We start from the raw sequence: 15,004 nt of genomic DNA, 5'->3' as shown, positions 1-15,004 counted from the left end.
CATTCGCAAGCCTGCGGGCCCCCTGCTGGCCGCCCCTGACCTGGAAATCGGACGGGGCGAAGCAGGCCACTTGCACGAATACTTGACTAAATTACTTGCCATCCGCTAGAAGCCCAAGGCCCGCCCTCTCCCGAACGCTCGAACCCAGCGACGGCAGGCCAGCTTGCCAGCAGACCAGAGAGCAAGGCCGGGGATGTCATCGGATATCCGGCACGGTCGGATGACAGACAGATGCGGCAAAGACGACGATGAAGGTGTGCAAGAATGGGCTTTCTTCCTTCGATGACCTGGACCACCGACGGTATCCGTTCCACCGCGCCGGCACGGTGGCGGGCCTATCAGGCCATGTGCGGCATTTTCTGGGAAGCAGAAGGCAAGGCCGGCGCGACGGGGTTCTACAAGTCGCCCGATCCGCGGGTGATGCTGTTTTTCAACGACGTTTCCAGCCAGATTGGCCGGTCGGACAGCGGGGTCGTCGACGATCTACGCCACCGCCCCCTCGCCCGCGCGGTCTATGTTCCTGCCGGGACTCCGATGTGGACCAGGTTCTACGCCGATCACAGCTTCTCGCATCTCGACCTGCACCTGAAACAGTCTTGGCTGGTCGAGCGGCTGACGCCCGCACTCGGCGCATCGGCGGTGGCGACGTTGCTCCGTCAGCCGCGTGAAGTGCAGGATCTCGCCTCGCTGGCCCATATCGGCGAGGCACTGAAGCATGAGATCAGCGTCGCCGACCGGCACCCGGTGATCGCCGAAAGCCTGGCTGTTGCCCTTGTCGCCGCCCTTGTCGAGCCGCCGCAGGGCGGTCTGCAGGATCGCGCCTCGGGCGGGCTGACACCGGCGCAGATGAAGCGGTTGACCCGGCTGGTCGAAGCGAAGCCCAGCAGGCGGCACCAGAATGCCGACCTCGCCGGTGCCGTCGGGCTTTCACCCAGCTGGTTCTCGCAAGCCTTCAAGAAGACGACGGGCCGGTCGCCGCTGCAATGGCAGCAGGAGCGCCGGATCGAAGCGGTGAAACGGACGCTCCTGACCGAGAAGGTCGCCATCGCGGATCTGTCCGACCGCTTCGGTTTCGCCGACCAGGCCCATTTCACCCGCGTCTTCCGGCAAGTGACCGGCACCACCCCGGCGGCCTGGCTGCGCGAGAACCGCACCCCCTAGGCCCACCCGCCGGGCGGATGGGCCTGGCGCGCGACCTACCAGGTCTTGCGCAGGGTCAGGCCGAACGCGCGGCCCGGATTGTAGTAGTCTGCCGTGCCCGAGCCCACGATGTGCTGCTCGTCGAACAGGTTGCTCACGCTCAGCTCCAGCGCCGCGCTGTCGGTCAGGTCCACCGCCAGCGAGCCGTCCACCAGCAACGCTTCGCTGCTCTTACGGGTATTTGCCGCGTCGAAGTAGTAGGACCCGACATAGCGCAGGCCGACCCCGGCGGTCACGTCGCCCTGCGGCAGGGCATCGGCCCAGGTGTAGTTCGCCCAGATCGACGCGATGTGGTTCGGCGCCGAGGTGAACTGCTTGCCGTCCAGGGTCACGCCCCGCACGACGCCCCGCACCACCTCGGTATCCATGTAGGAATAGGACCCGATCAGGCTGAGGTTCTCGTTCACTTCGGCACGCGCCTCGAAGTCGATACCGCGCACGCGCGATTCTCCGATCCGCTCGCGCGTAATCGTGCCGTCGGGCTGGACCACCGGGATGGTGACATTCTGCTTCGACAGGTCGTAGACCGCGACCGAGAACAGGGCGTTCATGCCCGAGGGCGCATATTTCGCGCCGATCTCGAACTGCTCGCCCCGCTCGGGCTCGACGCCGATCGCCGGCGGCGCCACGGATTCCACATAGCTTCCGTAGACCGACACCTCGTCCGTGACCTTGTAGGTCAGCGCGGCCCGGCCCGAGGTTTCGGCAAAGCTGCCGCTGGTCGTCACCGGAGTGGCGGGGATCAGGTCGGTGCTGGCGACGTCCATGAAGTCCCGGCGCAGGCCGAATGTCAGGATCAGCCTCTCGTTGAACGACAGGTTCTGCGTCAGGAAGAGCGACTTGGTGTCATAATCCATCCGGTTGCGGGCATAGTAGGCCAGCGTCGCCGGAGCCCCGGTATAGACGGGGTTCGCCAGGTCGATCGGCGTGGCAAGCCCATAGAAGCTGTCGCTGCGGCTGGTCGCATCCCGGAACTCGATCCCGCCCAGGGTGCTGCTCGCGATGTTGCCGAAGGTCGTGTCGTATTGCAGCACGACGTTCCCGATCAACTCCTCGGCGCTGCTGTCGCCCCCGAAATAATAGCGCGCAACCGAGGTGCCGGTCCGCCCCGCGAAGTCGAAGAGATAGATATAGCCGAAATCGTCGGTCAGGTCGCTGTAGCGCAGGTTGCTGCGCAGGCTCAGCCCGTTGCCGAAGTCATGCGTGACCAGAAGCGTCGCGCTGTCGCGGTTGACCTCGTGATAGTTGAAACCGGGCTCACCGAAGAAGTCGCTGCGGTCGTATTCGCGGTCCAGAGGATAGCCCCCGCTGTTCGGGGTGCCGCTTCGGTCCAGGTGGTCCAGCACCAGGGTAACGGCGGTGCTGTCGGTCGGCCGCCAGGTCACGCCGCCCATCAGGAAGGTCTCGTCGTCCCGGGAATAGTCGTAATCCAGGCCGCCCTTCGCGACCTTGCCGGTCAGGCGGAAGGCCAGCGTCTCGTTGCCGGGCATCTCGTTGCCGAAATCGAAGCTGGCCTCCCTGCTCCCGTGCGAGCCGAAGCCGAGCGTGGTTTCCGCAATCTTCTCGAACCGCGGCTGGCGGGTCACGAAGTTGACCGAGCCACCGGGGTCGGCAGCGCCGAACAGGGCCGAGTTGGCTCCGCGCAGCACCTCGACCCGCTCATAGGCCAGAGGCTCTTCGCGAACGCCGCGCATCGACCCTAGCGTCAGGCCGTCGCGGTAGGTGGTTGCCTGGAAGCCGCGGATCAGAAAATAGTCGTTGCGGTCGTCGGTGCCATAGTAGTCGGTATGAACCCCGGCGGTATACTGCAGCACCTCTTCGGTCGTCTCGGCCTTGCGCAGCTCGATCTCCTTTTCGGTGATCACCGAGACCGATGCCGGCGTGTCCAGCACGCTGGTGGCAACCTTGCCCCCGACCCAAAGCTCCGACGCGACGACCGAGGTTGCATCCTCGTCGGAAAGGCCCAGCACCTGAAGGAAGATGGTCCCAAGCCGCACGATGCCGCTTTGGTCCTTCTCCATCTTTTCCGTGGACTCCTGCGCCAGCGCCGGGGCAGCAAGCATCAGGGCCAGCACCGCAGTGCCCGAGCGCAACCGACCAACCAAGTTTGTCTCTGTCCGTCTCAACTTCTTTCTCCAGGCAAGGCGTCCGGCTTTCCTGCCCCTGGGGCGGATGGCGTGGATATGGCGGGGTAGGCCCCGGGCCCATGCCTGCGAGATTCGCAGAACACCCGGCACGGTGCGGCGACTTGAAGGCGCGTGTAGCAGCAACGTTCCGAGCGTTCTTGTATTAATCGACTTTTTTTGTAAGAAAATATGCAAACCGGCTGTCTGCGGCGGTCCCACGGCGCCCCGGCCATTGACCCGCGCCCATGGCACACGCAATCGACAGCCGAGATTCAAGGAAAGGCAGGCTGATGTTCAGGCAACTCCCGTATATCTTTGCCGCTGCCCTGCTTGCGGCGGCCCTCGCCGCTCCGCCTTCCGTCGCGCAGGATTTCCCGGTGACGGTGCATCATGCGTTTGGCGCCACCGTCATCACCGAAAAGCCTGTCCGCATCGCCACGGTGAACTGGTCCAACCACGAGGTGCCTCTGGCGCTTGGCGTGGTCCCGGTCGGATTCGCGGCGGCGAATTTCGGCGATGACGACGGCGATGGCATCCTGCCGTGGGTCGAGGCCCGGCTCGAGGAACTGGGCGCCGAGCCGCCGGTCCTTTTCGACGAGGGTGACGGCATCGACTTCGAGGCAGTGGCCGCCACCGAGCCTGACGTGATCCTCGCGGCCTATTCCGGCCTTTCGGCGGCAGATTACGAGACGCTCAGCCAGATTGCTCCGGTGATCGCCTATCCCGAAACGCCCTGGGCGACAGACTGGCGCGACACGATCCGGCTGAACTCCGCCGGCATGGGCATGGCCGCCGAAGGCGAGGCGCTGATCGCAGAGTTGGAGGCGAAGATCGCCGCAACCCGCGCGACCCACCCCGAGCTCGCCGGAAAAACCGCGATGTTCGTCACCCACCTCTTGGCAACCGACCTCAGCCGCGTCGGCTTCTACACCGACATGGACACGCGGGTGCGCTTCTTCCACGACCTCGGGCTCGTCTCGCCCCCCATCGTGGCCGAGGCAGCCAAGACCGGGGCATTCAACGGCGTGATCAGCGCCGAGCGGATCGACGATCTGGCCGCCGTCGATCTTCTGGTGACATATGGCGGCACCGACCTGCGCGACAAGCTGTCCGCTGATATCCTGACCGCGCGGCTGCCCGCCATTGCGCGCGGCGCTCTGGTCATGCTGGACAACGATCCGCTCGGCACTGCGGCCAACCCGACGCCTTTGTCGCTGCCCTGGGTGATCGAGGACTACGCCGACCTCTTGTCCGCCGCGATCACCGGATCGGAATGACCACCGCATCCGCATCCGATGCTCCCGCCCTGACCGCGCAGGCGGCACGCCGCCGTCGGGCGCTGGCCGGGGCTGCGGTGCTCCTCGCGTTGCTGGTCCTCGCGATTCTGCTGTCCCTGGCCTTCGGCGCAAGGGATGTCTCCTGGGCCGAGATCGTCGCCGCCTTGCGGCGCCCACCCGAGACCCTGGGCGAAGCCGCCGTCGCCGCGCGCATCCCGCGAACGGCGCTGGCGCTTCTGGCGGGGGCCGCGCTTGGCCTTGCCGGAGCGGCGATGCAGGGGCTGACGCGAAACCCGCTGGCCGACCCCGGCATCCTCGGCACCAATGCAGGCGCCGCCCTTGCGGTCGTGATCGGGCTGGCATGGTTCGGCATGGAAAGCGCCACCCCGCAGATCTGGGTGGCGATTCTCGGCGCGGGTGTCGCAGCCGCCGGAGTTTATACGATCGCCAGTCTGGGCATCGGCGGGGCCACTCCGCTGAAGCTGGCGCTGGCCGGTGCGGCGCTGTCGGCGGCGATGGCCTCGTTCACCACGGCGGTGATCCTCCCGCGCGGCGATATCGGCGGCCTGGTGCAGGGCTGGATGATCGGCGGCGTCGGCGGGGCGACTTGGCCGCAGATCCTGCCGGTGCTGCCGTTCCTTGCCGTGGGCCTGCTGACCGCGCTGCTGTCCGCCCGGAAGCTGAACCTTCTCGCGCTTGGCGAGGATGCCGCACAGTCGCTGGGCGAGAATGTCGTGCTGGCGCGGATCATGGTCGCCGGGTCGGCCATCGTGCTGTCCGGCGCTACCACGGCGCTGTGTGGCCCCATCGGTTTTGTCGGCCTGGTGGTGCCCCATGCCTGCCGGTTGCTCTTCGGCGTCGACTACCGGCTGATCCTGCCCTTCGCCGCCATCTCCGGAGCCTCGCTCCTGCTGCTGGCCGATGTCGCCGGCAGGCTCATCGCCCGCCCGGCCGAGGTGGATGCGGGCATCGTCACGGCCTTCATCGGTGCGCCGGTTTTCATCTGGATCGTCCGGCGGCGCAGGGTGGCCGCGCTGTGAGATCGACCGCCCAGAGCATTGCCCTGCAACGTGACGCCCGGCTGCGGCATCGCTGGGCGGTGCTTGCGCTGATGGCGCTGGCGCTTGTCGGCGGTTTCGCCCTGACGCTGATGCTAGGGCAGAGCGCCTATTCCCCGGCAACGGTCTGGCGGGTCCTGCGCGGCGACGAGGTCGCGGGCGCGAGCTTCACCATCGGCAGCCTGCGTCTGCCCCGCGCCCTGCTGGCGGTGCTGGCAGGCGCGGCCTTCGGCTTGGGTGGCGCCGCCTTCCAGACGCTCCTGCGCAACCCGCTGGCCAGCCCGGACATCATCGGCATCACATCCGGCGCCAGCGCCTCTGCCGTCTTCTGCATCGTGGTGCTGTCGATCACCGGGCCGATGGTCTCGGTCTATGCCGTCACGGCGGGCCTTGGCGTGGCGCTGCTGATCTATCTCCTCGCCTGGCGCGGCGATGTCACCGGCGCACGGCTGATCCTGGTGGGCATCGGGCTTTCCGCCATGCTGCAAAGCCTGACCGCCTATGTGCTGGCCCGCGCGCCCTCGTGGTCGCTGCACGAGGCGCTGCGCTGGCTGTCCGGCAGCATCAACGGCGCCCAGCTCGGCCAGGCGCTGCCCCTGGCGCTGACCCTGGTGCTCTGCGGTGGCTTGCTCCTCTGGCGTTCTCGCGACCTCGAGATGATGCGCATGGGCGACGATGCGGCCGCGGCGCTGGGCGTCCGGCTTGCGCTGACCCGGATCAGCGTGATCCTTTGCGGCGTCGGCCTTGTCGCCGTCGCCACCGCCAGCGCGGGCCCCGTGACCTTCGTCGCCTTCCTCTCCGGCCCGATCGCCGCCCGGCTGGCAGGGCGCGATGCCCCCATCCTGCTGCCCGCCGCCGGCATCGGTGCGCTTCTGGTACTGGTCTGCGACTTCGCCGGCCAGTTCCTGCTGCCCGCCCGCTACCCCGTGGGCATCGTCACCGGAGTCCTGGGCGCGCCCTATCTCGTCTATCTGATCCTGCGGGAAAACCGGAAAGGAAGCGGCGCATGAGCCAGCCACTCTTGCAAGCGCATGATCTCTGGGCGGGCTATGCCGGACTGCCGGTGCTCGAAGACGTCTCCCTCGCTGTGCAGCCAGGGCGGATCACTGCCATCGTCGGTGCGAACGCCTGCGGCAAGTCCACGCTCCTGCGTTGTCTTGCCCGGCTCCTGCCGCCGCAGCGCGGGCAGGTCACGCTGGACGGCGCGCCGCTGCACCGGCTGGCGCCCAAGGCCTTCGCCCGCAGACTGGGCTTCCTGCCGCAAAGCCCGATCGCGCCCGAAGGCATCACCGTGCTCGATCTCGTCAGCCGCGGCCGTCACCCCCACCAAGGCCTCTTCGCCCGGTGGAGCGCCGCGGACGAGGCCGCCGTCGCCCATGCCCTGGACGCGACCGGCACGGCCGCCCTGGCCGAACGCGACATCGGCGCGCTGTCAGGTGGCCAGCGCCAAAGGGTCTGGATCGCCATGGCGCTGGCACAGGAGACGGAAATCCTGCTCCTTGACGAACCCACCACCTTCCTCGACGTCAGCCACCAGATCGACGTGCTCGACCTGCTGGTCGACCTGAACCGCCGCCGCGGCACCACCGTGGTCATGGTCCTGCACGAGTTGAACCTGGCCGCCCGCCACGCCGATATCATCGTCGGCATGAGGGCGGGGCGCATCCATGCCAGCGGAACCCCTGCCGAAGTCCTGACCGAGGCGAACATCCGCCGCATCTTCGGGCTGGACAGCCTGGTGATGACCGACCCGGTCAGCGGACGGCCGATGATGGTCCCGCGCGGCCCGGTCGACCGGCAGGGGGTCGCCGCATGACGCTTCCCTCCATCGAGGCCCTGCTGCCCATCCCGCCCGAAATCGTCTTGCCCGCCCTGCAGCATCGCGCGGAAGAGATCGGCTTCGGCGTCCAGCCGCAACCGGGCGGGCTGCGGGTGATGCTCTCCGGTGGCGATCTGCTGGCTATGGCCGAAGCGGGGGCGACGCGCCTGCGCATTACCGCCCAGGACGGGCCACACCTGCAGGGGCTGCGCGACTACCTGACCGAGGAGATCGCCGCCGCGGGCGTGGTGCCGGAATGGCAGGGCCGCCGCGCGCGGGGCCGGCCGGACAACCATGCCCTTGCCCGGGTGGTTGGGGTCCGGCGCCTCTCGCCCTCCTACATCCGCGTGATCCTGGCTGACCCGGCCTTGGCACGCTTCGCCACCGGCGGCCTGCATTTCCGCCTGCTCTTCGGCCCGCCCGGCGCCGACTGGCCCGGTCTCGACGCCAATGGCGTCACCGACTGGCCCCAAGGCAGCGCTGCCTGGCACAAGCCCGTCTATACCATCCGCCACCTTTGGGACCGCGACGGCGTCCCTCATTTGTCCTTCGACGTCTTCCTGCATGAGGGCGGCCGCGTCACCGACTGGTGCCTCGGCTTGGCCCCGGGAACCGAGATCGTCCTTTCCGGTCCCGGTGGCGGCGGGCTCCAGTCGCAGGATGGCTGGCATGGTCTGGTCGGGGATGAGACCGCTCTGCCGGTGATCGCGCGGTATCTGGCCGACATGCCCGCCGGAACCATTGGGCAGGCCGTGCTGGTCGTGCCCGATCCGGCAGATATCCAGCACCTCGACCATCCGCCGGGAGTCTCCCTGCACTGGGCCACGCGCGACAGCGGCGCCACGCCCTTGACCGCGCTCGGGACGCTGCAGATCCCCGACGGAGCGCGCCAGGTCTTCTTTGCCGCCGAAGCCGAGGAAGCACGAACCGCGCGCAGGATCCTCACGGATCGCGGTCTGCGCAAGTCGGAGATCAGCGCGGCAGCCTATTGGGCAAAGAGCTGGTTTTCGGGGATTTCCCCGAAAATCTGAGGCATGGGCTTCAACCCGATGGCACGCCCGTCCTGCCGGGTTGTGTCGCCTTCCGGAATCCGGTCTTCTGCCCCTGACCATGAGGGGAGAGGCGAATGAACGGCGCGGAGACTTTGGTGCGGACCTTGCTGGCTTCCGGCGTGAAAGTCTGCTTCGCCAACCCCGGCACATCCGAGATGCATTTCGTCGCCGCGCTCGACCGCCACCCGGAGCTGCGCTGCATCCTGTGCCTGTTCGAGGGCGGCGTCTCGGGCGCGGCGGATGGCTACTACCGGATGACGGGGGAAGTGGCGGCGACGCTCCTCCACCTCGCTCCCGGCTTCGGCAATGCCTTTGCCAACCTGCACAATGCCCGCAAGGCGCAAAGCGGTGTCCTGAACATCATGGGCGACCATGCCGACTATCACCTGCGGTTCGAGGCGCCGCTGAAGGGCGACACGGTGGGGATCGCGCAGGCGGTGTCACATTGGACGCGGGTCAGCAGCGCGGCGGAGAAGGTCGCTGGTGACGCCGCCGAGGCAGTGCGGGCGGCACGGGCCAAGGGCGGGCAGATCGCCACGCTGATCCTGCCCGCGAACACCGCCTGGGAGGCGGCGACGGGTCCTGCGGTGGCCGCTCCGCCCCCGGCGCTGCACCGTCCGTCGCTTGCGGAAATCAAGGCCGCCGCCCGCGCTTTGCGCCAGCCCGGCGCGGTGCTGCTGCTGGACGGCCCGGCGCTTTACACCGACCTCGGCCTGCTGGCGAAGCGGCTGACCAAGGCCTGCGGTGCGCGGCTGATGCAGCCCTTCTTCGCCGCCCGTTTCCGGCGCGGGGCGGGGGCGGTGAAGATGGAACGGATGGCCTACCGCCTTCCGGACAACCAGGCGCTGCTGGCCGGAGTGCCCGCGCTGGTGCTGTGCGGCACGGCGCGGCCCGCCGGGTTCTTCGCCTATCCCGGCCTGCCGTCGATCCCCGATGACCCGGACACCCGGCTGATCGAGCTGTGCAGTCGCGAGATGGACATCGCCTGGTGCCTGCAGGCGCTGGCGGAGGAACTGGGCGAGGCAGAACTGGGTCCGGAAGATTTCGTGCCGCTTGACCGGCCCGCCCTGCCGGACGGGCCGCTGACGCTGGAGAAGCTGGGCGAGACAATCGCGGCATTGATGCCAGAGGACACGATCCTTGTGGACGAGGGGATCACCGCCTCGGCTTATCTTGCGCCCGCGCTGCGGCGAGGGCCTGGGCATGACGTGCTGACGATCACCGGCGGTTCCATCGGGTTCGGCCTGCCGAACGCGGTCGGGGCAGCGGTCGCCTGCCCGGACCGCAAGGTCGTGGTGCTGGAGGGCGACGGATCGGGCATGTACACGCTGCAATCGCTGTGGACCATGGCGCGGGAGGGGCTGGACGTGACCACGGTGGTCTTCGCCAACCGGGGCTACCAGATCCTGCGTGAGGAGCTGGCGGCGATGGGGGTGAACGAGGTCGGGCGCAACGCGGCGCGGATGTTCGACGTGGAAGGTCCGGCGCTGGACTGGGTGGCGCTGGCCGAGGGCCACGGGGTGCAGGCGGTGCGGGTCAGCGACATGGCCGGGTTCAACGCGGCCTTTGCCGAAGCGATGGGGCAGAGGGGTCCGCGGCTGATTGAAGTGGTATTGTGAGGGCGATTTCTTCGAAGAAATCGCGACGGAGCCTTTGAAGGCTCCGGTCCGGAGTTTTCGAAAACTCCGCCCTAACCCGAAACCGGGTTCAGCGCCTTGTTGTAAGGGTGCCAGTCGGCGATGTCGGGATAGTGCCGGCGGCGCCATTCCTTCACCTTCCGGTTCATGATCCGCTTCCACAGCGGCGGCACCATCGCGGCCATGGTCATCAGCGGGTAGCCGTAAGGAAGCTGCGGCGCCTCGCCTTCCGCATAGGTCTGCAACACGGGAAAGCGCCGGCCGGGCTTGTAGTGATGATCCGAATGGCGCTGGAGGTTGATCAAGAGCCAGTTCGAGGCCTTGTGGTCGGCGTTCCAGCTGTGGCGGGGCAGGACATGCTCATATCTGCCCTCGCCCAGATGGCGGCGGGTCAGGCCGTAGTGCTCGATATAGTTCACCAGTTCCAGCTGCCAGATCGCGGTGAAGGCCTGCACCAGGAACAGGCCGAGGCCAGCCCAGCCCCCCAGGGCAAGGGCGAGGGCGAGGAAAGCGGCTTGCAGCAGGGCATAGCGCCAGTACGGGTTGGAGCGGTGCCACCAGGGCAGACCACGCCGGGCCAGCATCGCCGCTTCCGCTGCCCAGGCGGATCGCGGGCATTGCCGCAGGACGCGGGGGAAGAAGCGGTGGAACCCTTCGTTGTAGCGCGCCGTCACCGGGTCGCGCGGGGTGCCGACGTGGATGTGGTGGACCCGCAGGTGTTCCGAGCGGAAGTGGGAATACAGGACCGATGCGAGCAGGAGGTCGGCCAGTCCACGTTCGAGGCGGGATTTCTGGTGCATCAGCTCGTGCGCGTAGTTGATCCCGATCGTGCCGGAGACGACACCCATGCCGAAGAAAAGCCCGATCCTCTCGCCGGTATCCAGATGGGGGGCCTGCGGCACATACCACAGCATCAGCGCGAGAAGCGCCATCTGGACCGGGAACCACACCAGCGTGACGGCGCGGTAGGCGGTCAGCGCAGCCTCGGGGGTCTGCGGGTCGGGGTTGGCGGTCGTCCGCCCGGTGATCGCGTCGAGCAGGGTGAAAAGCCACCAGGTCGCCAGCGGCAGAAGCGCGATGGTCCAGCCGCCCTGCATCATGCCCAGAACGGCGAGGGGGGGCAGGCCCAGGGACAGCCAGAAGGGCAGGGCTTTCGGGAGCGGGCTCATGGGCCGGGAGTGTAGCCGATTGGCGCGGCGGCTCAACGGGGCAAGACGGCACAGGGGCTGCTCGTCGCGCGCGGGATCAGTGCACCTCGTGCCGCGCCAGATCCCAGGCCTTGCGCATGACGGTGGGCAGGTCGGCGGGGCGGAAGTCCTGGCGGGAAATCAGGACCCCGCGCGTGGGCGGGCTGTCGATCCGGGCGGTCAGGACCCGCAGGATCAGGTGGAAATGGGTGAAGGTGTGCCGGACCTCCCCCACCTCCTGCCAGTCGGCCATAGCGGGGGCCTCGCCGCCCTGCCCGTCCCAGCCGTCGCCGGGGATGCCGAGCATCCCGCCGAGGAGGCCCTTGTCCGGGCGGCGTTCGAGGAGGACAGCACCCTCGCGGTGGCCGAGCCAGAGCGTGCCGCGACGGGTGGGTTTCTCGGGCTTCGGGGATTTCCGCGGCAGGTCGGCCTGCACGCCTGCCGCGCGGGCGAGGCAGGCCTCTACCCAGGGGCAGATGCCGCAGGCGGGCGACCGCGGGGTGCAGATCGTGGCGCCGAGGTCCATTACCGCCTGCGCGTAATCCCCCGGTCGCGTCGCAGGGGTCAGGCGGGCAGCCAGCATGGTCAGCTCGGGCTTCGCGGCGGGGAGCGGGGTTTCGACCAGGAACATCCGCGCCATCACCCGCTCGACATTGCCGTCGACCACGGTCGCGGGCTCGTCAAAGGCGATGGCAGCGATGGCACTGGCGGTATAGGGGCCGATGCCGGGCAGCGTCAGCAGGGCCTCGCGGCTGTCCGGGAAGCGGCCCCCGTGCAGGGCGACGACGGCACGGGCGCATTTCAGCAGGTTCCGGGCGCGGGCATAATAGCCGAGGCCCGCCCATTCCCCCATGACATCGGCATCCGCAGCAGCCGCCAGCGCGGCAACGGTGGGCCAGCGGGCGGTGAAACGGTGGAAATAGTCCTTCACGGCGGCGACGGTGGTCTGTTGCAGCATCACCTCGGACAGCCAGACGCGGTAGGGGTCGGGACGGAGGCCCGCGGCGCGATCCTGCGGCGAGACGCGCCAGGGCATCACCCGGGCGTGGCGATCGTACCAGGCGAGAAGTTGCGCCGAGAGGGATTCGGAGGCGTCCTGCATCCCGGCGAAGATAGCGAACGGGGGGCGGCGGGCCAGAGGGGTTGCGCGGGCATCCGACAACCCCCGAATGACGCAATGTTTATTCCTGTTTCAGCCTTCGCTCTGGCGGGGGCGGCCCCTTGCGGTAGAATGTGGGCCAAGGACAGGAGACCTCCAGACCCGCGATGAGCCGCAAACCCCTTCCCACTCCCAGTGCGGACCACCGGATGCGCGGGTTCGAGCCGGCCTTCGGGCTGATGAAAGAGGCTGTGCGCTCAGCCGGGGAATCGCGCGGCTTCGCGGTGGCGCGGCTTCTCACCCATTGGGCCGAAGCGGTGGGCGAGGAACTGGCGCGCAAGACCCGCCCGGTGAAGATCGGTTACGGAAAGGGCGGGATGGGGGCGACGCTGACGCTTCTGGTCAAGGCCGCCGAGGCGCCGATGGTGCAGATGGCGCTGCCCCGGCTGAAGGAACGGGTGAACGCCGTCTACGGCTACAATGCGATCAGCCATATCCATCTGACCCAGACGGCGGCCACCGGCTTTGCCGAGGGGCAGGCCGAATTCGCCCCGGCGCCGAAACCCGCGAAGTCCCCCGATCCCGCGACGACCGCCCAGGCACAAGCCGCAGCCGAAGGCGTGGCCGACCCCTCTTTGCGCAGCGCGCTTGAACAGCTGGCGCAAAACATCTTAACTCGCCCGCGATCTTGATATCCGGACTGCATGAAGGACGCCGACCCATGATGAAACTGAACCGCCGGGCGATGATCGCCCTTGCCGCAGCCGCCACCGCGGCGATGACCCCGGCGCTGGCGCAGGAAACCACCACCGCCGAGACGCCGGCTGCCGCCGGCCCCGGCGACTTCTCGCTGGGGTCCCCCGACGCCAAGGTGAAGATGGTGGAATATGCCAGCTTCACCTGCCCGCATTGCGCGCATTTCCACGAAACCGTCTTCGGCCAGCTGAAGAAGGACTACATCGACACCGGCAAGGTCCACTTCACCCTGCGCGAGGTCTATTTCGACCGCTACGGTCTCTGGGCTGCGCTGATCGCCCGTTGCGGCGGCGAGATGAAGTATTTCGGCATCCAGGACATGCTCTTCGCCAAGCAGGCGGAATGGGCCGGGTCGGACGATCCCGCGAAGGTAGTCGAGAACCTGAAGACGCTTGGCCGCTCGGCGGGTCTTGAAGACGCGGCGATGGACGCCTGCCTGAACGACACCGCCAATGCCGAAGCCCTGATCAAGCAGTTCCAGACCAATTTCGAGGCCGACGGTGTGCAAGGCACGCCGACGCTCTTCATCAACGGCACCAAATATTCCAACATGGCCTATGAGGACCTGAAGCCGATCCTCGACGCCGAGCTGGCAAAATAAATGGCCGCACCGCTGGAAGGGATCCGCGTCATCGAGCTGGCGCGGATTCTGGCGGGTCCCTGGGCCGGGCAGACCTTGGCCGATCTCGGCGCCGATGTGATCAAGGTCGAGGCACCGGAGGGCGACGATACCCGCCGCTGGGGGCCTCCGTTCATCGAGAGCCAAGGCGAGAAGACCGCGGCCTATTTCCATGCGGCGAACCGCGGCAAGCGGTCGATCACCTGCGATTTCCGCACCGCCGAGGGGCAGGAGACCGTGCGCCGCCTGGTCGCAGACGCCGACGTGGTGATCGAGAATTTCAAGGTGGGCGGGCTGGCGAAATACGGGCTCGACTGGGAGAGCCTGCGCAAGGTGAATCCCCGGCTGATCTACTGCTCGATCACCGGCTTCGGGCAGGACGGTCCCTACGCGCACCGGGCCGGGTATGACTTCATCATTCAGGGCATGTCGGGCCTGATGAGTGTGACGGGCGCGCCGGACGGGCAGCCGCAGAAGGTGGGGGTGGCTGTCACCGACATCTTCACCGGGGTCTATGCCGCGACGGCGATCCTTGCCGCGCTGGTACAGCGCGGGCGGACGGGCGAGGGCCAGCAGATCGACATGGCTTTGCTCGACGTGGCGACCAGCGTGATGGCGAACCAGGCGATGAACTATCTGGCCAGTGGCAAGGCACCGGGCCTGATGGGCAATGCGCATCCGAACCTCGCGCCCTATGCGGTCTTCGATTGCAAGGATGGCTGGCTGATCCTGGCGACGGGGAACGATGGGCAATACCAGCGGCTATGCCGGATTCTGGGGCTGGACAGCATGGCCGGGGACGCGAAGTTCCTGACCAACGCCGACCGGATCGCCAACCGCGTGGAGATGACGGATCGGCTGACGGCGGCCACGAAGACCTGGGCGAAGGCGGATCTGCTGGCCGCCTGCGAGGCCGAGGGCGTGCCTGCCGGGCCGATCAATGACCTGACCGAGGTCTTCGCCGACCCGCAGGTGGTGGCGCGCCGGATGCAGATCGCGCCGGAGGGGATGAAGGGCGTGCGCAGCCCGATGAGCTTTTCGGGCGCCGAACTGGCGCTGGACCGGCCTGCGCCACGGCTGGGGCAGCATCAGGACGAGGTGCTGAAACCGGAGATTTCACACCCGTCTGCCTAGCGAAGCAATGCGGCACGGCACAGGAATCGCGCTACCCCAC

General features: G+C 67.9%; 13 protein-coding genes. 10 read left to right on the top strand and 3 right to left on the bottom strand.

Annotated features, from left to right (window positions below):
• Positions 1 to 264 precede the first annotated feature (264 nt).
• Positions 265 to 1,161, top strand: a complete 897-nt coding sequence (locus tag V7Q39_RS03885) for a helix-turn-helix domain-containing protein (RefSeq protein ID WP_333815121.1) — start codon at positions 265 to 267, stop codon at positions 1,159 to 1,161.
• A 35-nt stretch (positions 1,162 to 1,196) separates the two neighbouring features.
• On the opposite strand, the gene V7Q39_RS03880 is transcribed toward V7Q39_RS03885, so the two are convergent.
• Entirely contained in the window at positions 1,197 to 3,293 is a 2,097-nt protein-coding gene (locus tag V7Q39_RS03880) for a TonB-dependent siderophore receptor (RefSeq protein ID WP_443082486.1), read from the bottom strand.
• A 323-nt stretch (positions 3,294 to 3,616) separates the two neighbouring features.
• Between V7Q39_RS03880 and V7Q39_RS03875 the strand changes: the two genes are divergently transcribed.
• From V7Q39_RS03875 to V7Q39_RS03850, 6 genes are all read left to right on the top strand, one after another.
• Positions 3,617 to 4,603, top strand: a complete 987-nt coding sequence (locus V7Q39_RS03875; RefSeq protein WP_333815119.1) for an iron-siderophore ABC transporter substrate-binding protein — start codon at positions 3,617 to 3,619, stop codon at positions 4,601 to 4,603.
• Positions 4,600 to 5,643 carry a FecCD family ABC transporter permease gene (locus tag V7Q39_RS03870; protein WP_333815116.1) on the top strand — a complete coding sequence of 348 codons (1,044 nt, stop codon included), beginning with the start codon at positions 4,600 to 4,602 and terminating at the stop codon, positions 5,641 to 5,643. The genes V7Q39_RS03875 and V7Q39_RS03870 overlap by 4 nt, the downstream gene beginning before the upstream one ends.
• The gene (locus V7Q39_RS03865; protein WP_333815114.1) at positions 5,640 to 6,671 is read left to right on the top strand and encodes a FecCD family ABC transporter permease; all 1,032 of its coding nucleotides are present in this window, start codon (positions 5,640 to 5,642) and stop codon (positions 6,669 to 6,671) included. The genes V7Q39_RS03870 and V7Q39_RS03865 overlap by 4 nt, the downstream gene beginning before the upstream one ends.
• Positions 6,668 to 7,477: an ABC transporter ATP-binding protein gene (locus V7Q39_RS03860; RefSeq protein ID WP_333815112.1), complete on the top strand. Its 810-nt coding sequence runs from the start codon at positions 6,668 to 6,670 to the stop codon at positions 7,475 to 7,477. Before V7Q39_RS03865 ends, V7Q39_RS03860 begins: the two co-directional genes overlap by 4 nt.
• The gene (locus tag V7Q39_RS03855; RefSeq protein WP_333815110.1) at positions 7,474 to 8,511 is read left to right on the top strand and encodes a siderophore-interacting protein; all 1,038 of its coding nucleotides are present in this window, start codon (positions 7,474 to 7,476) and stop codon (positions 8,509 to 8,511) included. The genes V7Q39_RS03860 and V7Q39_RS03855 overlap by 4 nt, the downstream gene beginning before the upstream one ends.
• 95 nt (positions 8,512 to 8,606) lie before the next feature.
• Positions 8,607 to 10,151, top strand: a complete 1,545-nt coding sequence (locus V7Q39_RS03850; RefSeq protein WP_333815108.1) for an acetolactate synthase large subunit — start codon at positions 8,607 to 8,609, stop codon at positions 10,149 to 10,151.
• A 71-nt stretch (positions 10,152 to 10,222) separates the two neighbouring features.
• On the opposite strand, the gene V7Q39_RS03845 is transcribed toward V7Q39_RS03850, so the two are convergent.
• Together V7Q39_RS03845 and mutY are read right to left on the bottom strand one after the other, a co-directional pair.
• Positions 10,223 to 11,338 carry an alkane 1-monooxygenase gene (locus V7Q39_RS03845; RefSeq protein WP_333815106.1) on the bottom strand — a complete coding sequence of 372 codons (1,116 nt, stop codon included), beginning with the start codon at positions 11,336 to 11,338 and terminating at the stop codon, positions 10,223 to 10,225.
• Between the two features lie 76 nt (positions 11,339 to 11,414).
• Positions 11,415 to 12,458, bottom strand: a complete 1,044-nt coding sequence (gene mutY, locus V7Q39_RS03840; protein WP_333815105.1) for an A/G-specific adenine glycosylase — start codon at positions 12,456 to 12,458, stop codon at positions 11,415 to 11,417.
• Between the two features lie 164 nt (positions 12,459 to 12,622).
• Between mutY and V7Q39_RS03835 the strand changes: the two genes are divergently transcribed.
• Genes V7Q39_RS03835 through V7Q39_RS03825 form a run of 3 tightly spaced genes read left to right on the top strand, consistent with a single transcriptional unit; the run spans position 12,623 to position 14,964 of the window.
• Complete coding sequence (locus V7Q39_RS03835; RefSeq protein ID WP_333815103.1) at positions 12,623 to 13,147, top strand: DUF721 domain-containing protein; 525 nt, start codon at positions 12,623 to 12,625, stop codon at positions 13,145 to 13,147.
• Positions 13,148 to 13,200: 53 nt separating this feature from the next.
• Positions 13,201 to 13,812, top strand: a complete 612-nt coding sequence (locus V7Q39_RS03830; RefSeq protein ID WP_333815148.1) for a DsbA family protein — start codon at positions 13,201 to 13,203, stop codon at positions 13,810 to 13,812.
• A complete protein-coding gene (locus tag V7Q39_RS03825; RefSeq protein ID WP_333815101.1) occupies positions 13,813 to 14,964 on the top strand; it encodes a CaiB/BaiF CoA transferase family protein in 1,152 nt (383 codons plus the stop codon). It begins immediately after the preceding gene.
• The last annotated feature ends 40 nt before the right edge of the window (positions 14,965 to 15,004 follow it).

The organism is Tabrizicola sp. (assembly GCF_036781545.1).
In the GTDB taxonomy this organism is placed as follows: Bacteria; Pseudomonadota; Alphaproteobacteria; order Rhodobacterales; family Rhodobacteraceae; genus Tabrizicola.
Note: the sequence above shows the minus strand (reverse complement) of the source record. Positions and strands in the feature narration are given on the sequence as shown.

Coding starts and splice junctions, on each gene's coding strand:
- V7Q39_RS03855 (WP_333815110.1), top strand. CDS start 7,474: ATGACGCTTCCCTCCATCGAGGCCCTGCTGCCCATCCCGCCCGAAATC.
- V7Q39_RS03870 (WP_333815116.1), top strand. CDS start 4,600: ATGACCACCGCATCCGCATCCGATGCTCCCGCCCTGACCGCGCAGGCG.
- V7Q39_RS03885 (WP_333815121.1), top strand. CDS start 265: ATGGGCTTTCTTCCTTCGATGACCTGGACCACCGACGGTATCCGTTCC.
- V7Q39_RS03875 (WP_333815119.1), top strand. CDS start 3,617: ATGTTCAGGCAACTCCCGTATATCTTTGCCGCTGCCCTGCTTGCGGCG.
- V7Q39_RS03850 (WP_333815108.1), top strand. CDS start 8,607: ATGAACGGCGCGGAGACTTTGGTGCGGACCTTGCTGGCTTCCGGCGTG.
- V7Q39_RS03845 (WP_333815106.1), bottom strand. CDS start 11,338: ATGAGCCCGCTCCCGAAAGCCCTGCCCTTCTGGCTGTCCCTGGGCCTG.
- mutY (WP_333815105.1), bottom strand. CDS start 12,458: ATGCAGGACGCCTCCGAATCCCTCTCGGCGCAACTTCTCGCCTGGTAC.
- V7Q39_RS03825 (WP_333815101.1), top strand. CDS start 13,813: ATGGCCGCACCGCTGGAAGGGATCCGCGTCATCGAGCTGGCGCGGATT.
- V7Q39_RS03835 (WP_333815103.1), top strand. CDS start 12,623: ATGAGCCGCAAACCCCTTCCCACTCCCAGTGCGGACCACCGGATGCGC.
- V7Q39_RS03830 (WP_333815148.1), top strand. CDS start 13,201: ATGATCGCCCTTGCCGCAGCCGCCACCGCGGCGATGACCCCGGCGCTG.
- V7Q39_RS03860 (WP_333815112.1), top strand. CDS start 6,668: ATGAGCCAGCCACTCTTGCAAGCGCATGATCTCTGGGCGGGCTATGCC.